The sequence below is a fragment of the Hydromonas duriensis genome (assembly GCF_004363775.1).
GTDB classification, from domain to species: Bacteria; Pseudomonadota; Gammaproteobacteria; order Burkholderiales; family Burkholderiaceae; genus Hydromonas; species Hydromonas duriensis.
In genome coordinates this window covers 18,618-38,767 of the sequence record NZ_SNZE01000007.1, presented here as the reverse complement: position 1 = coordinate 38,767, position 20,150 = coordinate 18,618, and the positions used below count along the sequence as shown (strand labels likewise).

14 protein-coding genes and 1 tRNA gene are annotated in these 20,150 nt (G+C 45.2%); 7 read left to right on the top strand and 8 right to left on the bottom strand.

Annotation, left to right across the window (positions count from 1 at the left end):
* Positions 1-4: 4 nt before the first annotated feature.
* The 4 genes from DFR44_RS04540 to DFR44_RS04525 all read right to left on the bottom strand — a co-directional run bounded on the left by DFR44_RS04540 (position 5) and on the right by DFR44_RS04525 (position 9,273).
* Positions 5-1,738 carry a DUF2300 domain-containing protein gene (locus DFR44_RS04540; protein WP_133619525.1) on the bottom strand — a complete coding sequence of 578 codons (1,734 nt, stop codon included), beginning with the start codon at positions 1,736-1,738 and terminating at the stop codon, positions 5-7.
* A 2-nt stretch (positions 1,739-1,740) separates the two neighbouring features.
* A complete protein-coding gene (locus DFR44_RS04535; protein ID WP_162845160.1) occupies positions 1,741-6,417 on the bottom strand; it encodes an alpha-2-macroglobulin family protein in 4,677 nt (1,558 codons plus the stop codon).
* Between the two features lie 71 nt (positions 6,418-6,488).
* The gene (locus DFR44_RS04530) at positions 6,489-7,190 is read right to left on the bottom strand and encodes a DUF1175 family protein (protein ID WP_133619523.1); all 702 of its coding nucleotides are present in this window, start codon (positions 7,188-7,190) and stop codon (positions 6,489-6,491) included.
* Position 7,191: 1 nt separating this feature from the next.
* The gene (locus DFR44_RS04525; RefSeq protein WP_162845159.1) at positions 7,192-9,273 is read right to left on the bottom strand and encodes a DUF2138 family protein; all 2,082 of its coding nucleotides are present in this window, start codon (positions 9,271-9,273) and stop codon (positions 7,192-7,194) included.
* An 842-nt stretch (positions 9,274-10,115) separates the two neighbouring features.
* On the opposite strand from DFR44_RS04525, the gene DFR44_RS04520 reads away from it, so the two are divergent.
* Positions 10,116-10,191 (top strand) — tRNA-Arg (locus tag DFR44_RS04520).
* A gap of 58 nt (positions 10,192-10,249) precedes the next feature.
* Here DFR44_RS04520 and DFR44_RS04515 read toward each other — a convergent pair.
* The 3 genes from DFR44_RS04515 to DFR44_RS04505 all read right to left on the bottom strand — a co-directional run bounded on the left by DFR44_RS04515 (position 10,250) and on the right by DFR44_RS04505 (position 12,509).
* On the bottom strand, positions 10,250-11,479 hold the full coding sequence (locus tag DFR44_RS04515) for an MFS transporter (RefSeq protein WP_133619521.1): 1,230 nt from the start codon (positions 11,477-11,479) through the stop codon (positions 10,250-10,252).
* Positions 11,480-11,573: 94 nt separating this feature from the next.
* Positions 11,574-11,912, bottom strand: coding sequence for a P-II family nitrogen regulator (locus DFR44_RS04510; RefSeq protein ID WP_133619520.1), 339 nt, complete (start codon positions 11,910-11,912; stop codon positions 11,574-11,576).
* 168 nt (positions 11,913-12,080) lie between these two features.
* Positions 12,081-12,509, bottom strand: coding sequence for a Cd(II)/Pb(II)-responsive transcriptional regulator (locus DFR44_RS04505; protein WP_133619519.1), 429 nt, complete (start codon positions 12,507-12,509; stop codon positions 12,081-12,083).
* A 102-nt stretch (positions 12,510-12,611) separates the two neighbouring features.
* Between DFR44_RS04505 and DFR44_RS04500 the strand changes: the two genes are divergently transcribed.
* On the top strand, positions 12,612-14,603 hold the full coding sequence (locus DFR44_RS04500) for a heavy metal translocating P-type ATPase (protein ID WP_133619518.1): 1,992 nt from the start codon (positions 12,612-12,614) through the stop codon (positions 14,601-14,603).
* Between the two features lie 98 nt (positions 14,604-14,701).
* Here the strand turns inward: DFR44_RS04500 and DFR44_RS04495 are convergent, their stop codons facing one another.
* On the bottom strand, positions 14,702-15,229 hold the full coding sequence (locus tag DFR44_RS04495) for an SgcJ/EcaC family oxidoreductase (RefSeq protein WP_133619517.1): 528 nt from the start codon (positions 15,227-15,229) through the stop codon (positions 14,702-14,704).
* Between the two features lie 493 nt (positions 15,230-15,722).
* Between DFR44_RS04495 and DFR44_RS04490 the strand changes: the two genes are divergently transcribed.
* The 5 genes from DFR44_RS04490 (at position 15,723) to DFR44_RS04470 (ending at position 20,150) form a co-directional block, all read left to right on the top strand.
* Complete coding sequence (locus DFR44_RS04490) at positions 15,723-16,793, top strand: NAD-dependent epimerase/dehydratase family protein (RefSeq protein WP_133619516.1); 1,071 nt, start codon at positions 15,723-15,725, stop codon at positions 16,791-16,793.
* A gap of 30 nt (positions 16,794-16,823) precedes the next feature.
* The gene (locus DFR44_RS04485; protein WP_133619515.1) at positions 16,824-17,819 is read left to right on the top strand and encodes an AraC family transcriptional regulator; all 996 of its coding nucleotides are present in this window, start codon (positions 16,824-16,826) and stop codon (positions 17,817-17,819) included.
* Positions 17,820-18,081: 262 nt separating this feature from the next.
* The gene (gene bufA2, locus DFR44_RS04480; protein ID WP_211336896.1) at positions 18,082-18,330 is read left to right on the top strand and encodes a BufA2 family periplasmic bufferin-type metallophore; all 249 of its coding nucleotides are present in this window, start codon (positions 18,082-18,084) and stop codon (positions 18,328-18,330) included.
* A 163-nt stretch (positions 18,331-18,493) separates the two neighbouring features.
* Positions 18,494-19,366 (top strand): MNIO family bufferin maturase, encoded by an 873-nt coding sequence (gene bufB / locus DFR44_RS04475; protein ID WP_133619513.1) that lies wholly within the window; start codon positions 18,494-18,496, stop codon positions 19,364-19,366.
* Positions 19,344-20,150, top strand: a complete 807-nt coding sequence (locus DFR44_RS04470) for an HvfC/BufC N-terminal domain-containing protein (RefSeq protein WP_133619512.1) — start codon at positions 19,344-19,346, stop codon at positions 20,148-20,150. Before bufB ends, DFR44_RS04470 begins: the two co-directional genes overlap by 23 nt.

The window sequence follows — 20,150 nt, the reverse complement described above, 5'->3', positions numbered from 1 at the left end:
TGACTTATTGAGCACGCCGCACGATTTTTTTCTGGTTGTGGGATTGGTTAATGTAGGAGGCTATTGATAACTTTTTCATCAGGTCTGTCGCCATTTGCTCAACCGTATTCTCATCTTGACCACTTGGATGATAGCGCAAAGCCAAATGTAGATATTCATGCCAGAGTGTGGTTTTGTCCTGAACCCCTCGCCAATCGCGTAAATAAATACGGTGGCTGGTTGCATCGGCATATGGATTACCATAGTCTAATCGACAAATTTGTAAATTATCTACATGTTCCAAACCTTTTGTACCTGCCAATATTCGTCGTACTTGGGGCAATGTCTGATTGAGATAGTTTTGAGCCGATTCAAGTTCTGCACATTGCTGTTGCAAGGGACTGATTTCCCAACTGGCTTTCGGGTACGCTTCACGTAATTGGGTAATAAAATTGATACCACGCACTGAATTTTGCACCGCCAACTGCCAATTCAATGTGTTGTCCGCCGATTGATTCTGATGATAAAAAATCGGACTGCCCGTCAATGTTAAACCCTCGGTGTAGGCTGCGACCTCTCGAGCGGCTTTTGATGCAGGATTAGGCGAGACCCGTTGAAAACGACTGTCATCATCTATGTGCCAGCACATTTGATGATAATGTCCATTATTTTTCAAATAGCTACGTGCCGCAATCGCCAAGGCTCGAGCGGCTTGAGTTTGTGTGGCATCGCCTTCTCTATCGACTACACGAGCTACATACTCCTCCGTACCTAGTTGACCCACTATTCGCCATATTAGGCCACTACGCAGTAAATGTAACTCACCTGCCGAGCGTACTGAGAGCTGCTGACCGTTAACAAACTTGACAACAAATTGTCCACGTAAAACACCCGCTTGCGCGACTTGACCCGTTCCAGAGACGAGCACTTGAGAAATCGGATAACGAGTGAAATAGTCAACCATAACACAACCTTCATCCACATTCTGCGTCGCAGGCGACAGCAACCGTGTGATTTGCATCGCATGCTGTTCTAACACGGTATGGCTACCACCCATACCACCCACCCAAAAACTGCTGCCATCGGCCAACCACCCTACTGCTCCACCGAAATACGCACCCAATATATTCGGATGATGCCATGTGAATGTCTTGAAGCGGTAGCCTGTGCCCAAGTTACTCAGCACATCGCCCCACGTCGGTTGCAAAAGCCGCTGCATGAGTGCTTCACGACTACGAATCATACTTTGTTGTGGTATTTGATTCATAGCCGTCAAAATTTGTTCAACGGGTAATTCGGTTTGAGGTGACAGATTGCGCAGTTGGTGAAGCCAAGTCACCTGTGGCGCGTGTTTTTTCCAGTAGTTTTGCCAATCAGACGAGGTGATACCCAAACGAGATGGTTCAAAATAAGGACCACACGAACGCGCCAAAGCGACATCCCGTTCAATGCGTTCGGTCACCATGCAGCAGTACTCATCATCGGCTTGCGCCGCTTGTCCTATATGACAGGTATAGGGATTTTCAGGCAAATTATTACCAGTGATATAGGCATAAACAAACAATTTCCACGCGCTGCCCAACGGTGCTTTAGTCATCGGCTGATGTGCCCCCGTATCCAGCCAAGTCATTCCGCCGAAACGATTCATGGTCGCCAGATACCAATCATCACTTTTTGCCTGTGCATGATTCACCGAAGCAAGCATGCCCACCACGCTCAGGCGAATCAAACTGCGCAAAAAAAGTACCCAAATGCTCATCTTTATTCCACACGCCAACTGGTTTTGTCACCCGATGTCACTACCATATCAGGACGATACATATTGTACGCACGAGCAGGCGGCAAGTGATAAGTGCCACGCTGAGAAAAACGCAACAGATGCTTGATGGTCTTTTTGCCACTCACTTCCCCCACAGGTACAGCATAACGACCTGTGAACACTTGGAATAGAGCTGCGGGGAGATTCGCCTGAGTCTCACCTTTATCGTCTGTGTCACCCACAATTTTCATGCCCCATGTGCCCGACTCGACTGCTGCACCAGCGGGCAAAGGCGCTTCAATCAGCACGTAGTTAAGTGGTTTTTTCGCGTCAATAGTCAACTCTTCCACATATAAAGCATCGCTACGCAACACATCGCCTTCATCCAAAGCCGATTTAGTGAAACTGCCATCTGAATTGGGTTTGAGTAAATACAAGTGACGGGTCAAGTTCGCGGATAATGCGCTGCTGGGCGTTGGTGGCTCACTACTGTCGTAGTTAAGTAACAAGCGCCCATCTGTACCTGCCCATGAGACTGACTTGGGCAATGGCTGTGTGTTTGGCCACAGAAAACGATTCACACCCGAGGTTCCTCTAGAGCTCAACCATGGCATTGGTAGTGTCATCACAGATGTTTTTTGCGTCACTGAAGTTAACTGAGTAGACGCTTCGCCAGAGTTTTCTGAATTAGACCCACTCGTCGCACTGTTGGACTTGGTCACCTCAGTAGTTGTATTAGAAGCAGGTTCAACAACTTTGACCGTTGGTGTCGCCATAGGGCTACGTTCAAGCCATGTTAAACTCAACGAGCGGTCAATCGTGGCATACGCGCCGCCGATACTGCCTAAATCACTCATGAGGGCATCCATATCTAAACTTGCATATCCAGTGTAGTGTAATAAGGCTCGCACCTGCGGTGCATTAATGGCAGATAAACGAGAAACCGCTGCAGTGACTTGTTCGGCAGCTTCATTGGGTATGGTTTGTTTAGTTGCTTTGAGCAAATAAGCGGTCATGACCCAAGCCATATCTCGTGATTGCAAGTTATTCTCTGTGAGAATCCAGCTGTCATGTACATTGAGATTTTGGTATTTTTGATATTCACTGTTTTGCAAATCACGCGCCACTCCCTGTACGAGACTGCCGACAGGCAAACCTATTTGACGCATCCAATCAAGCATCAACGCACGCTGCCATACAGGATATTTTGCGCCCTCTTCACTGTACATATCCACCAACAGTTGCCAGTGTTCTGCGGGCAAGCTCACATCCAACGCCCGAGCTGTATACCAATCTGCATAGTAAGCATAGGTGGTGAGAAAAGCATTGTCTGCCATCGCAGGACTGCCCCACCATGTAAATTTCGCCTCAGGCCCTGCCATACTGATGAGGCGTAAACGCTGTGTGTACAAGTCTTGAATGATATTGGCATAACGTGGTTCATCTTTAGACATCGTGCGTACAGCCAACGCCAGAGGAATCATGCGACTGGCAGTTTGCTCCACACAGCCGTATGGCTGCTCAATTAGGTCATCCATGATTTGATAAAAGCCCGCTCGACTGCCAACCAACCAGCGTAGCGAGACATTACGCGCATCTATTGGCAGATTTAACGAGTACTGACCGTTTTGCCCCCTCAACCACGCACTGTGTGTGTACAACCATCCCGCTGGTTGACTAGCCAATGACACATGAATCTCATCGAGGTTTTGACCGCTTCGTATGAGTTGAATCTGTGTTTCACCTACCTGGTTTCCTTTACGTGGCACATCAACGAAATTTATCCCTGGTTTAAGCGTCATCTTTTCGTTTTGTGTCAATGCACCAGAGACTTTCAGCTCAACACTCTGTTCGTCCTTGGTCTGATTAAACAAGGCTATATTGCTCACCACCGAGTCATCAGGACGCAACCACGTCGGACTGGTCCATTTGATATAAAAATCTTTGTGACTCAACACATGCGAGACACTTTGTCCAACCACACCATCCGAATTCATGGCACGTGCTGTCATACGCCAGCGTGTCAAGCCATCAGGCATTGTGAAACTGACTGTGGTTAAACCTTGAGCATCCGTGGTTAAATGAGGTGCCCATAATGCAGTGTCCACCTCATCACGTTTGGGTCGCTCGAGCACTTTAATGGCACGCTCTTGCACTTGTGCTTTTTTCGGAGTTTGTCCGAGTTGATTAGTCGATAAATCATAGCCGACGAACGAATCGCTGATGTGCGTGCGCACATTATTGCGCCGTGGATGGTAGAAAAAATCATGAATATTCGGTGCTATTTCAGGTTGCAATACGTACAACATTTCATCCACCACAGCCAAACTAACATTGGCGGCGACTGGCTGACCATTAAGTGTGGTTTTCACCGTTAAATTAACTTTTTCACCAGGTGCATATTGCGTTTTGTCCGCAGTCACGTTTACGGCGATTTGTGGCGCAGCAACCATAATGCCCGCATTGCTAAATGTAAATTGATTATTCTTAATGTACGCCGCAGAGAACGTCATATTCGGTGCCATCATTTCTGTCACAGGTACCGACACACGCCACTGTTGTGGTGCCACTCGTTCAGTTTTTAACCACGAATCGGCGTGATTCATCAAGCTCACTTGCTCGACCTTATCACGTTCCAAGGTGAGCAACGCATGATCCACAGGCTCAGGGAAAGTGACCAATGCTGTGGCTGTATCGCCCACTTGGTAGCTCGCTTTATCCCACACAATTTCAATATTACCCACGGGCACTTTCAGCTCTGGACCACTCACCCAATGACTGGTAGCACCAAGCAATGAGCCATCCTCGGCAAATACATTGACTGTGTAAGAACCCGATTGTACAAAGTTGATGGTAAACTCATTACCACCAATACGGCCTTCTTCGGTTTTTTGATCTTCTAAGCGCACCCATTGCCAACGCGTAGGTTTGTGCTCAGCTTCGCCATTGAGCAAACTTAAAGAGAAGGTCATGCCTTGATTGGGATTGGAAAAACGTGTCGGATGATTCACCTTCCATGTGCTGGCGGCGCGCTCAATGAGCAGTTCTTGTGTATGACGCACACGATACGCTGCACCATCTGTGGCTAAGGCAGAGACGATATAACGCGATGCTTGTGTTGCTTTTGGCAAAGTAATTTTGACTACGCCATCACCATCGGATTGGTACTGTTGATTGGTCAACTTTACGGGGAACTCGCCGCTATAGTCCAAATCACCTTCTATCACACTCAGGTTCTGTGCACGCAGCGTGAGGTCAACTTTGGCATTTTTAACAGGTTTGCCATCGGGATAACGCAATTGAAGCGCGGCAGAGATGTCTTGATTGGTTTTCAACTCGTTTTTATCGACAATCAAATTCATTTCAAAATGCGGCTTTTGAAACTCCGCCACCCGAAAAGCCGCGCCATACAATTCGTCAAGATAACCGATTTGAATTTCGTAGCCACCAGAACCAGCGGTTTTCGGCAACTCAATACTCGCATCAGCGCCTGTCATACCATTAAATTTGGCATTTGTGGTGGCCACTTGTGTACCATTACTATCAAAAACATTAATGGTAATCGGCGCATCTTTCAACGCTTTAGAGCGTTGTGCATCGATAAACTCGCGCCCCACTACTTTGATTTTAACGGTATCACCTGGCCGGTATAGCGGATGGTCTGTGGTTGCATAGAGTTTGGTATTGTAAATTTCGCTGTCATAATAGAAATTTTCCGAAATCAATACCCCACCCGCCGAATCCTGCGCATAAACGTAGGTTTGCTCAGTTGAAGCGTGCTGTAAAGATAACCAGCCTTGTTCGTTGGTCATGCCAGAACCTAACTGACCCACGCCATCTGTCCATTGTATGTGAGTCTTGGCACTTGGCTCACCACTTAAACGATTCGCCGTCCAGACGAACATACCATTCGAACTGGTCTTGCTCATCATCAAGTTATCAGAAACAAACACCAGCGTGATTGCTCTTTGCTCTCCCAGCATCGCCTCAACCAAATACAACCCAGGCTCTAACTGTCCAATAGGAATTTGTACATTACCATTGCTAAATTCAGTTGTTTTTTGGGTCGCTTCTGCCCCTTCAGTTGCGCTTTCTGCGACTTCCAACTCACTGTCCCCAACATTATCCCCAACATTTGCCCCTTCAATCAAAGCTTTAGATGGTTTAAGACTTTGACCAAACTGCAATGGGTAGCGAAAACGACTTTTTACATCCAAACCTTCAATTGGCTTATATTGAGGAGAGTATGCTGCTGGATGACCTTCGTACAAATCCTGTTTTGCTTTTAACTCTGGTGTATTCTGAACCGCGGCTTCTCGCGCATCATCCGAAAACATGTCGCGCCATAAAGTACGCGCAGACTGCATCACGCTATCCCACATGGCTATTAACGAATTCCACACACCGTCTTGTGCGCTGGCTGCTTTGACATTCACACGGTGCAAATTGGATTGTGCTTTTAAAAACTCTAAAGGCTTGGGCACTTGATACACCGTGATATCTAAACCTGCATTATCATGGACTACTTTCACATCCTGCACCTCAAGCCTCACTTGAGATTGTTCGTGACTGCCATAACTTTTATCCGACAAAATAAAAAATGCGCTCTGGCTGGACGCCTCGTCTTGTGCCCACGCATGATTGGTACCCAATAAAATACTGAGGCATACAAACATCATTTTTCGGCCTAAACCGCTAAATGAACGGTTTATAAATGAGGGAAATATCGTTTTCATCATGATTCAGTCAATCAATAGTTCGGCGTTAAAAAGGTTAAGCGATACACGCCTAGGAAATTTGGATTACTGGCTACAGGTTGCCAGCGGTTATCTTTTTTGTCCATGATTTGTGCTACGGTGTAGGCACGCAGACCATTGTCAGACGCTGTACGCGTCCCTGTGTGGTATGCGATGTATGAACCCATCCAAACCATTAAATGTTGATTTTGACCTTGGTCATAAAACAGTAAATCTCCAGGTTGGGCCTGCATCACATCTTTGCTGATAAATCGGCTGTTGTTAGCCACAAGGTCATACGCACTCACCCAAGCGTCTTGGCGGCCATCGCTGCGATACCACGCATGACGAAGACCTCGTTGATTCGCATCAAGCACAATATCCCCAGGTGTTTTTTGTCCTAAGAACCCATTCGCACGTAACCAATTTGAATCGTGTTCGCGCAGACTTTCTGCCACGGCAAAACGCACCAAACCTGCACAGTCATTTTGCTGCCATCTTGGTGTAGGCCCTTGCCTTAACTGTTGGTGAATAATCAACGTCATCCAATTGCGAAATGTTTGTGCTTGCGCAGGAGTTAAGCGCGGAATACTTTGCTGCACAGCCGAATGACTCACATCAGTGGGTTGCAATGCCGACAATGGTTGTGGGATGGCAGCCAAACACAGCGACAGCACAACGCCAACGAAACCCGAAAAAGAATGAATATCACTCATTTTACTTCTGCCAATTCAATGATTGCCAACCTGTTTTGCTCGCACTGTCGACCGTCGCGCTCATCTCGGCATGAGACGCCAGCGCCGTCATGCGGCTGGTCATGTGAAAATCAAACGCCGTTCTTAGCTTGCCTTTGCTTTTCATCGGTAACGCTTTGTGCCCTTCTTGCATAAATAAAGCTGCGAACTTGGTTGGATTCAAATAAAAATAAGGGATTTGACCCGCTACCTGCATTGAAGGTGCCGCCTCATATAAGTTGGGATAGGTTTTAGCAAAGACGGCTACCCCACGTTGTACCAGTGCAGCATCCAGCGAAAAATACACCACGCCACCAGAAGTAAATGCCATCGCTGGATTGGTGATTTTACTAATCGGCATTTTTCGCGAAATGATGGTCATACCATTTTGAGACTTGACGTTTAGAGCAAAGGACGGCGCAGAGTTATCGCGTGCGCGAGTTTGCTCAGTCTTGAGCGTATCAGTGAGTTTGCTAATTAATTCACTGGTTTCGTCTTGCTGAGTTTTGTTTTTAGTCAACGACTCTTCAAAACGTTTTTTGTATTCATCAGGTTCACTTTCTAACGTTTTCAATTCATCTTGATAGAGTGTCAAAAACTCTTGGTTCCGTTCTTTAATTTGCGGTAACAATTCTGGACTGGCGTTATCCTCTTCTTGCTCCATTCGTTTTTTGGATGCAGCGATATCTGCCTTAAGTGTTTTTCTTCGCGCTTCCCAACTTTTGCGATTAAACGCATCCGCCTCTTTCTCTAATTTTTTTTGCTCTGACTTTAAAGCACTTAATTGGTTGGTCGCTTTACGTAAGGCATTCGCGGCCTTGCGCACATCAGCCAAGTACGTTTTATTGGTCGATACAGTCCAGTTAAACAAGTCACTCATAGTTTTTGCTATGTCTGTATTTTTATCCGATGCTTCATTGAGTTGACCAATCAACAATGGTTTGGTCACACTGTTTGACTCACCCTCGTACCAGCAGGCAGCACCCGTGGGGTTAAATACTTTGCTTAAGTCTGGTTTTTCGTTGAGCGTGTCTGCTGCATCTAGGTTTTTTTGTACCTGTGACCAATCAATTGTGGTCGACACGCACCACGCCGCATTGCTCGGGATGTGTTGCCAAATTTGTATATTCGGGGCAGAAGTCCCTTCTGCCAAATGCACTTGGCTATGCCATGCACTGCCATCATAATAAAAGCGTAAGCCTCTTACATGAGGCATTAATGCACCATAGCCCTGCGCAAAAAATCGTTGAGATAATGCAATACTTTGTGCGACTTTTTCTTCATTGGGAGAGAGCAAATCCTTAGCTATCTTCTGACGCTCATCCACATCATCGTCCAGCATTTTTTCTAATAATTGACCCGCAGCGTCACTGAGTTTACCTCTGCCATCGTTGAGCATGGCTGCATCAGATACCAATGCCAAACGCTCCCCATGCACTGCAAGCACCATGTTGCGGCGAGGAGATAATTTCATTTGTAAAACAGGTACTTCATCGCCATCTACTTTAACACTGCCGATTTGACTCAGTTGTTTGTCCGCATTGAGTTTAATTTGTGCGAGCTGTTGCGCCACAGCAGTCAAGCCCTTGCGTTCAAAAGCAATTGCCCAATAGCGCAAGGCACTGCTACTATCGCGCCACAAATAGATATCTGCTGGTGACTGGGCTATACTTTGTACCAAGTTATCCTGCCAGTTGAGTTCATGTTCAAAGCTAATGCGGCGAATACTGCCTTTTAAACTGAGCCAATCTTCATCGGTATCATAAAAATACAAAAAATCCTCTGTCAAAACATCTTTAATTAGCGGTACCGTAAGCAAATCCCTTGGTAATTGAGACAAATTTTGACTATGAATCCAAGCATCAGGGCTAGAAAGTTCAACTAAAGCATCTTGACCTGATATTGAAGAAGTAGAAAAAACGTTCCCAAACCATAAACCAGCCGCAATCACTGGAGCCGCAATCAACAGAGGTAAAATCAAGCGGCGGCGCTGGTACCAAGGCCGCTTTGGCAAAAGGGGCTGAGGTAAATCTGATGAATTATCAGAGGTATTGTCATGATTCATGGTGGTTAGCATTGGGTGTTTTAAGATTGATAAATAATGGCTTTGAAAATAGATAAGGTCTGTAAACTTCTGTAAATTCTAAAAAGTCATGCTCTCATATAGAATGGTTTATCAAACATGAATCTTCAATAGCTTGAGATACGGGCGCATTGTGACACAATCTATACTTATTGCCAAACGAGATATATCTTGTAGATTACCAACCCGCGTCGTATAGCAAGAACTAAGTTTATCTCTGAGCATAAGTCAATTGGCTTCCATTTCAAGATACGATGCGCCGCCCCATGCGCCTTCAGTCAAAGGCTCGCTGTTCAGTGCGCTGGGTTACATGTCCCAAGCACTCCAGTTGACCACACCCTATTTGCTCGAGAATATCTGAACATCATATTTATGACTATGTCATTATTGCCAAACTTATTGGGAAACACGACCTTTCAAACAAATCAATGATAATTTTTTCGGACTTGCTGACTCTATAATTTGGTGTTATTTCAGTCTCGAATTTGACGAAGGCGTCCAAAAGTGTATAATTCGGCAGCACGCCATTGGCGTGAGCATCTAGGTCTGCTTTAATCTTCGCTGTCCATAAAATAGCCTTGGTTTTTAACTTGAAACATTTTGATTTACTTACGTCATTTCGACATACTTGAGCCAGCCATCTACCACTTTATTTTGCAATGCTTGCCATTTCAATCTTTTTTTGGATGCAGGGTTGATGCAGTTTTAAGCTAAAAATAGTGTTTTTGGGTGAGTTGTAATGTTTTAAAGTTTAAGAAAATGGTTTTTAAAAAACGAGCAGAACCCGCATAAAATAAAGAAAAAACCAGAATCCCAGTACATAGGCCGCCGTAGCTCAGGGGATAGAGCAATCCCCTCCTAAGGGATAGGTCACACGTTCGATTCGTGTCGGCGGCACCACAACACTAAAAACGACCGCAATCGGCGGTCGTTTTTTATTCCAAACAAAAATTCATAATCATGCGGTTTTAGATGCAGGTATTTTGACTGCGAAACTTGCCAAAGCCGCCATCAAAGCCAGTAACGCATCGACCCACCACATCCATGCGTAGCTGTGCGTATATTCGACTGCCACACCGCCTAAGTAGGCCCCTAAAAAAGCACCGACTTGATGTGACAACATGGTCATTCCAAACAAGGTTGCTAGATTACGCGGTCCAAATAAACTGCCCACCATACCCGCTGTTGGCGGCACGGTCGCAAGCCAAGATGCGCCTAAAACTGCGGCAAAGACGTACCACGTCCATTCTGTTTTGGGGGCAAACACATAAGCCACTACCGCAATCGCTCGTATCAAATACAACCACCCCAATACGCGCGGCATCGGTCGTGTTTGGCACAATTGCCCTACGATGATGCTGCCAATAATATTAAACAAACCAATAATGGCCAATGCCGTTCCAGCCAATTGAACGGGTAAACCGCAGACAGAAATTTCTCCAGGCAGGTGCGTCACTAAAAAAGCAATGTGAAAGCCACACGTAAAAAAGCCCAAATGCAACAGTTTATAATTAGGTGAACACCAAGCGTGACTAAAACTCACGCGCTCATTATTGACCACTCCGACTTTAGCTACAACCGTACTCTGTCCAGAAATAAAATACAAAAGCGGTGTGGCAGACACGGCTATCACGCCCAATACGACCGCCGCGCTTGTCCAGCCATAGGTTCCAATCAGAAAAGCCGTTAATGGCGCAAACACAAACTGCCCCAATGAGCTGCCTGCATTAATCAAACCTGAAGCAAAACCCCGTTTGTCTTCTGGAACATGCTGTGCGGCTGCGCCAAACAGCAATGAAAAACTTGCAAAACCTGCACCAACGGCTGCAAAAATGCCGAACGTCGCAAAAACACCTACGCGACCAATTTCAGGCACCCACGGCATCACCAGCATACCGACAGCCAGACAACCCATACCCAAAGCGACGACGACGCGTGTGCCCCAACGTTCTGCCAATAAACCCCCAACAGGTTGAGCGGCTCCCCACATAAACTGCCCCACCGCCATCGCTAGGCTGATGGTACTAATTGATAAACCTGTGCTAATCACCAAGGGGTTAACAAATAAACCCGTGGTTTGTCGAACGCCCATGGTGACCATCAAAATCACGCAGCAAGCGATGACCAAGGGTAAATAAGCTTGAGACGCGACTTTATATTGAGCAGATTGAGCGTTTGTGGGGGGCATGATGACCTTTCAAAAATAAACCGCCACTTATTGTCTAAGCGGCGGCTGCCATTGTACTTGAATTTACCTATGAGGCGCAGGTGTATAAGTGCGGTTAAACGGCGTCTACACCTGTTTCTCCTGTACGGATGCGAATCACTTCTTCGACGTTTTTGATGAAGATTTTGCCATCGCCAATCTTACCTGTATAAGCGGCTTTGATAATCGCATCAACGGCTGGGTTGACTTGTTCATCGCTCAGAACCAATTCAATCTTTACTTTTGGTAAAAAATCGACAACATATTCGGCTCCACGGTACAACTCGGTGTGACCTTTTTGGCGACCAAAACCTTTCACTTCGGTCACGGTTAAACCCATCACACCCACATCTGCCAATGCTTCACGTACTTCATCAAGTTTAAAGGGTTTAATAATCGCGCTAATTTCTTTCATGAGTGGCCTCTTTAATCATGGGGTGGAGACAAAAAACGGTACAAACTGGCGATGATTGTGCCACAAAAGGTTCTCCCTTTAAAGCCAACGAGCGAACAATATTGCAGCAAAAAAAGGATTTTTAGCACCAAATTGGTGCTTGGCGTCTTAAATGCGCCAAGCACTTGTTTAAACAGCCGTATGACAGGCGCAGGCTTCACCATGAGCCGCCGCTACCAATTCGTGCAAAATTCCACAGTTTTGGCTTTTGTCTGGATGCTGGCATTGATAATGTAAACGTGTGAGCTGTTTTTCTAATGCGATTAAACTGGCTAACCGAGCACGAATTTTTTGTAGCTGTTGCTCGATAAGTACATTCACTTTCGTACAATCGGTCTGCGGTTCTATCGTGAAAGCCAATAACTGCGCTGTATCGGCAATCGACATATCCAGAGAGCGACAATGTTTGATGAAGGCCAATTGTTCAACATGCTTTTCTGTGTACATACGATAGCCATTGTCTAATCGGGCGGGTGCTGGCAGTAATTGTTGTTGCTCATAATAACGAATGGTTTCCGCTGGGACGCCCGTAACTGCGGCAAGTTGGCTGATTTTCATACAAGTGCTCTCCTTCGTGACAAATATTTTACTTAAAAATACTTGACCCTATAGTGACATAAAGGTTTTAAATGTCGTTTTACACTTAAAAATTAGGCTGCTATGTCCACCGAACACCTCAAACACTCTGACCCTGTGGTTGAATCAAAACATTCGTGCGCACACAACCATTCTGATGCGCATCAACATGATGGCGAACATGAGCATGACCACGACCATGGTGATGCTTCCAAAATAAAAACGTATTTTCCAGCCATAAGCAGTTTAGTAATGCTTGTGCTGGGTATTGTGTTTGACTCGTATCTTAAATTAGATGGTTTTACGGGAATAATTCGTTTGGCTTGGTATGCTTTGGCTTATCTCCCCGTCGGTTGGCCTGTCATCAAAGAAGCGTTGGAAGCCGTGGCTCAAAAAAACTTTTTCAACGAGTTTTCGCTCATGGCTTTAGCCACTTTAGGTGCATTTGCGATTAAAGAATACCCAGAAGGCGTGGCCGTCATGTTGTTTTACAGCATTGGTGAGCTGTTTCAAGGTGCTGCAGTGAATCAAGCCAAGGGCAACATTAAAGCCCTGCTGGATGTACGCCCCGACACAGCCATGGTCTTGCGTGATGGTATATACCAAGCCGCCAAGCCAGAACGCGTCACAATCGGAGAGGTCATTCAGGTGCGCTCGGGTGAAAAGGTCGCTTTAGATGGTGAGCTTATCAGCGAAGGCAGTTCTTTTAATACCGCCGCGCTCACAGGTGAAAGCAAACCAAAAACCCTGCGTCAGGGAGAGTTGGTATTGGCGGGCATGATTAATCTCGACAAAGTCGTTGAGCTGAAAGTGACCAAAGCATTTGCCGACTCCTCGCTCGCTCGTATTTTAGACTTGGTACAAAATGCCAGCACCCGCAAGGCAAAAACCGAACTGATGATTCGTCGTTTCGCCAAAATATACACCCCAATTGTATTTTTTCTCGCCCTCGCCCTCGTTATCGTCCCCTACTTCGTCGCTGAAAACTATATTTTTAAAGAATGGCTCTATCGCGCACTGGTGTTTTTAGTCATTTCTTGCCCTTGCGCTTTGGTTATTTCCATTCCCCTGGGTTATTTTGGCGGCATTGGTGCAGCCTCGCGCAACGGCATTTTATTTAAGGGTGGCAATTACTTAGATGCCATGGCTAAGGTCAATACCGTCGTCATGGATAAAACAGGTACGCTCACCGAAGGCGTATTTAAGGTGCAACAGGTTCAAACACAGGATATGGACAGCAATGAGTTCATTGCTCTAGTGGCCGCCTTAGAGCAAAAATCAACCCACCCCATCGCAAAAGCAGTGGTTGAGTATGCAAAAGAGCAAAATCAAAAAATATTGGATGCCACAGAAGTTGAGGAAATTTCGGGGCATGGTTTGAAAGGTATGGTCAACAACAGCCAAGTGCTCGCGGGCAATATCAAGTTACTCAACAAATTCAATATCAATACCGCTCCAGAATTACAAGACATCATCGAAACCATCGTTGTGGTCGCGATTAACGGTCAATATGCAGGCCATATCACCATTGCAGACCAAATCAAAAGTGATGCCCAATTTGCCATTGAGTCCATGCGCGAACAAGGCGTGAGCCAAACCGTCATGCTCAGCGGCGACAAAAACAGCATCACTCAAAAAGTGGCAAAAAGCATCAACATTGACAATGCTTACGGCGACTTACTGCCCGAAGACAAAGTCACTCATGTTGAAACGTTAAAAAAAGATGAAACTAAAATCGTCGCATTCGTCGGCGATGGCATCAATGACGCGCCCGTATTGGCTTTAAGTGACGTGGGCATTGCCATGGGCGGCATGGGCAGCGACGCCGCCATTGAAACTGCCGACGTGGTGATTCAGACCGATCAACCCAGTAAAATCGCGACCGCCATCAAAATTAGCCGAGCCACAAAGAAAGTCGTGTGGCAAAACATAGCCCTTGCTTTTGTCGTTAAAGCGATTGTTTTAATGCTAGGTGCGGGAGGTTTAGCCACGATGTGGGAGGCTGTATTTGCCGACGTCGGGGTTGCACTACTGGCAATTTTAAATGCCGTTCGCATTCAAAAAATGAAGTTTTAACATGATTTAATTAACATATTTTAGATGCTGTAAACGTGTATTTAACGAAAAAAGGATGGCTCAGCCATCCTTTTTTTACTCGCTTAATTCACTTAACTTTATTTGTGATGAGTAGTCGTTTCAACCTCGGGCATCATAGACGAGTGGTGATGACTAATCAACCATTGACCATTTTTATATTCATAGACAAAAGAGTAACGCGCCTTAACCAAATTTTGATTACCCGCCTTGTCCGTCAATTTGAACGTATACACGCCCACATCGGTCGCCTTATTGCAACCTATTTTTACGTGGCTTTTATTGATGGTGCCTTGTGGATTTTTTTCCAAAAAATGAACGAAGTAATCTTGAATTTCATCATGGTTGGTACGGGGCTTATTCGACACGGTAGGCAACAGCACGGCATCATCTGCGTAATTAGCAGTCACTTTAGCGGCATCGTGGGTCTGAAGCGAATCATTCCAACGGTTAAATAAAGCTCTGACTTCCGCGGTAGACGTATTGGCACAAGCCTCAGCCACAGGCGCATAACTCTGTTCAGCTTTTTGAGCGAAAGACACATTTGCTACTAAAGCGAACGATGAAGCCAACAACAAACGAGAGATTTTTGGTATAGATGTTTTCATAAGTCAACTCCTTAAGTTTAATTAAAACCCCAAGACCGATGACCAACATCTTTAAATATGACAAACACATTGGCGCATAACACTTCGGTCTTGTGGTAAAAGTCCGAAGTCTCGCCAACGTTGTTCAATGAGCATTGACATGCATTTGAAAAACGCTTTAATTGCCGAGTATTAAACAAATAATACCGTATTGACGACAATTAAACAGGAGGCTACTCCCTTCGTGGCCGAATTATGCCCTACATAAAATTTTCATGTCAATTTTTTTTAATATTTTTTATTTATCATGGTTTTTATCACTCAACATCAAAACAAATGATATAAAAGAAGCGCAAATAACCTCATCAATACAAAGACACACAAAATAAGCCCATATAATCGGCCATACACAAGGTTTGGCGTGTTTTGCTTAAAATATGGCGTATATGGTTATTGCCCCTCAGTTAACTTTAATTGATAATAAGTAAGAGTTATCAAACAAAAGGAGATGTAAATGGAATTGGTTTTTGATCAGAATAAACCCGTACTCGTTACGGGCGCAACAGGTTACGTTGCAGGTTGGATTATTGAACGCTTGCTCACTTTGGGGTTGACCGTTCATGCGGCCGTGCGTAATCCCAGTGATGTCAAAAAAATAGCGCATTTGGATGCCTTAGCTAAAAAACACGCGGGCAATATTCGCTATTTTAAAGCCGACTTGTTAAATAACGGCGATTACGATGAGGCCATGAAGGGTTGTCAGGTGGTGTTTCATACAGCCTCACCTTTTGTCTTGAATGTTCAAGACCCACAAAAAGATTTAGTCGACCCAGCCGTCTTGGGCACTCGTAACGTTCTTGAGTCCGTTAATCGTTGTCCATCTGTTGAACGAGTGGTTCTCACCAGCAGTTGTGCCGCCATTTATGGTGACAACATCGATGTTGCGAATACCCCTAATAATATTTTGACCGAAGAGATATGGAACACCAGTTCTTCGCTGCAACATAACCCTTATTCATACTCTAAAACATTGGCAGAGGCCGAGGCTTGGAAAATGGCTGAAGCGCAAAACCATTGGCGTTTGGTGGTCATTAATCCATCATTAGTCATTGGGCCTGGTATAAACCCCAATGCAACATCCGAGAGTTTCAATCTGGTTCGTCAATTTGGTGATGGTCGAGCCAAAATGGGCGTGCCTAAGTTTTATATTGGTGTTGTCGATGTCCGTGATGTCGCCGATGCCCATGTCCGTGCCGCTTTTTTGCCAAACGCGCAAGGACGACACATTTTATCGGGTCATGACACCAACCTAGCTGAAATGGCGGCGTGTTTATTGCCTAAGTTTGGTAATAGCTACCCAATCCCCAAACGCATTTTGCCCAAATGGTTGGTTTGGCTTGTGGGCCCTTTGGCGGACAAAACCTTCACCCGTGAAATTATTCGTCGAAACGTCAACATCCCTTGGCACGCAGACAATAGCAAAAGTCGACGTGAGCTCGGCCTAATATACCGTTCGTTAAACGACTCCATGAACGAATTTTTTGAACAACTCGTACAATCAGGGCAGTTAAACGCTAAAAAATAATAAATTGGTGCGTAAGCAGAACATAACAATATGAAAACAATGAGCCACTTCCTCGTACAACCCAGTTGGCGCTTAATTATCACCGACTTGGGCTTAAATGTGGGGCATGTACTGCGCTCGGCACAACTTCCTGCGGATTTATTCAGCCGAGAAGAGGCCTACCTCAGTACGGCTCAATATTTCAAGTTATGGCAAGCCACTGAACAACTGTTGGGCAATCCCAAAGACCTCCCTTTGCGGATTGCCCAATCAGTTGCGATTGAGTCTTTTAGCCCACTTGTATTTGCGTGCATGTGCAGCGCAAACTTAAACGTCGCTCTAAAACGCTTGGCTGAATTTAAAAGTCTACTCGGCCCAATGACGCTGCATGTCGAGGAAGATGAGACAGATACATGCGCCCGACTTCGCTTTTGTGATACCGAAACACCCGTGCCCACAATGATTGCAGCAACGGAATTGGTATTCTTCACGCAACTGGCTCGTACCGCGACCCGTCAAATGATTGTGCCGTCACGCCTCAATTTGCAAGAACTGCCCAGCGATTTAACGCCTTACACCCAGTATTTTGGTCGTCCAATTGAACAAGGCGCTGACATAACAATCGCATTTTCAAAAGCAGATGCCGAGCGGCCTTTCTTGACTGAAAATTCGCCGATGTGGCAGTTTTTTGAACCCACTTTGCGAAAGCAGCTCAGTGAATTGACGCAACACAGCACTACCGCAGAAAAAGTTAAAAGTGTTTTATTGGAACTGCTACCAAGTGGACGCAGCAGCATGGATGCAGTTGCCAAAACTTTAGCCATGAGCGTGCGTAGTCTGCAACGCCATTTACACAGTGAAAATCTACATTTTCAGGAGGTTTTGCACCAGACCAGAAAAGATTTGGCGCAACACTATCTCAAAAAAAGCCATATTTCTTTAAATGAAATTGCTTATTTACTGGGCTTTCACGACAGTCAATCCTTTGCCAGAGCGTTCAAGCAATGGCAAGGTCAAACGCCATTGGCTTTTAGAAAACAAAAATAACGTGCTCGCACTGGCATCTTAAAAAAACAGCCTTTTCTCATCACTCGTTTATACGCAAGGCTTTTCAATATCTTTATTCGACAAAAATAATAAATTAAAAAAAAATTGTCAGGAATCCAATACAACCAACGACTACATTTCTAGAATGAAGCAAATAGTTCATTCTGCTTGTTACAGTCCAATGACATGCCTGATTTAAGCCCATGCAAAGGCGTGTCTTAATCATGTTTTTATAAGTTGTATTTAATTTTGGAGAATGAAAATGAAAAAAGTACCTGCTGGTTTTGCCGTTGCGGTCGCAGCCATGTTCACGACAATGGCTGCTCCTACTGTCGTTCATGCTGAAAAAATGTCTGTGCATTGTGGCGGCATTAACTCTTGTAAAGGCACCTCTTTGTGCAAAACAGCAACCAGCGCTTGCGCAGGTCAAAACTCTTGCAAAGGTCAAGGCTGGATTTCTGCGTCTAGTGAAAAAGCCTGTACAGACCAAGGCGGACATGTAGTTCCTTAATTTTTTAACGGTATCGATTCAGTTTAAAAAATTAAAAAGTTATGACGAGATTTTGTGTGGGCTTCCACACAAAATCCTGACTTTTTGTTAAAGCATGTATTTAAAAATGTGGCAACGTTCATCGGCCAAGCGTAAATACGCCAGACCGATAAGGTAAAACGATATGGGAACACCGCTCAAGGGCTTCGGTTTAGGCTTACGCCCCGAACACTACCAAGATTTTATTCATGACAAGCAACCTGTCGATTGGTTAGAGATTTTATCGGACAACTACATGGTTCCTGGTGGGAAGCCACTCTACTTTTTAGATAAAATTCGCAGCAATTACCCCATGGTGATGCATGGTGTTGCAATGAATTTAGGCTCTACTGACCCGTTAGATAAAGTGTATTTGCAATCATTAAAGGATTTAGAAAAACGGGTTGAGCCTGCATTAATTTCAGACCACTTGTGTTGGACAGGTGTTAATGGACGACGCATGCATGATTTATTGCCTTTACCCTACACAGAGGAGGCGGTGAAGCATGTTTCAGAACGCATTTTGCAAGCGCAAGATTTTTTAGGCCGACGACTCATCATTGAAAATTTGTCAACTTATATTGAAGCGCAAGCACCTCTAACCGAATGGGCGTTTGTCAACGCTGTCCTCAGTGAGGCTGACTGCGATATTTTGCTAGACATCAACAACATCTACGTCTCATCTCGGAACCATTCGTTTAATCCTTTAGATTACCTAAATGCCATACCCGTTGAGCGTGTCAAACAAATTCATTTGGCTGGGCATTCAGACATGGGGAACTATTGTATCGACACACACGACGCCCCTGTAAGTGATGCTGTCTGGACATTGTACGAGCAGGCCACTCAACGATTTGGAATCGTTCCAACCATGATTGAACGTGATGGCGATATTCCAGCGTTAGACGTGCTGGTCAACGAATTGAATATGGCACGAAAAATAGCAAAACGACATGAAGACAACATGAATTCAAACGACCCACAAGGAGGACGACATGAATCGCATGTTACTTTCTGATTGGCAAAATGACTTGCAGCAAAGTATTTTATCGAACACGAACCAACTGCAATCCCCCGTCAACGTGGGGCATATTCCGCAAGCGCAGCGTTTGGCGGTGTATCAACATGCATATATTGCTCGCTTAGAGGAAGCCTTACGAGCGAACTATCCCATGCTGCATCAATTGTTAGGTGATGATGACTTTTCAACGCTGCATAAACGGTATGTATTGGCTCACCCACCTGAACATGCTTCGATACGTTGGTACGGTGAAGCATTGGCTGTTTTTTTAAGCATAACAAAGCCCTACAGCGAGATACCCATTTTTTCTGAATTGGCTCAATTTGATTGGGCAATTAGGCATTCAATTGATGCGGCCAATGCCGAGCGATTATCCGCTTCCGATTTAAAAAGACTATCCGCCGAGCAATGGCTGGACTTGGAATTGTGCTTGCATCCATCTGTAACCTTGTTTGAATTTAATTGGAATGTCGTACCTGTCTGGCAAGCACTCAGCCAAGGCAGTGCGGTGCCTTCACCTGAAGCCGCTCAATCTTATTGGCTTGTTTGGCGAGACGAAACGGGCATGACTCAGTGGCTCAGTGCCAATCAACTGATGTTTCAGACCTTATCGCTCATCAAGCAACACAGCAGCTTCATTCATCTGTGCGATGCCATTTCCAAAGACATCGGCACCACCAACGAATCTGAACACATCGTTGCCCAAGTTTTATATCAATGCGTTGAATACAAGATTCTCTGCATGAGTAACACACATATTGGCTTATCAAATCAACTATAG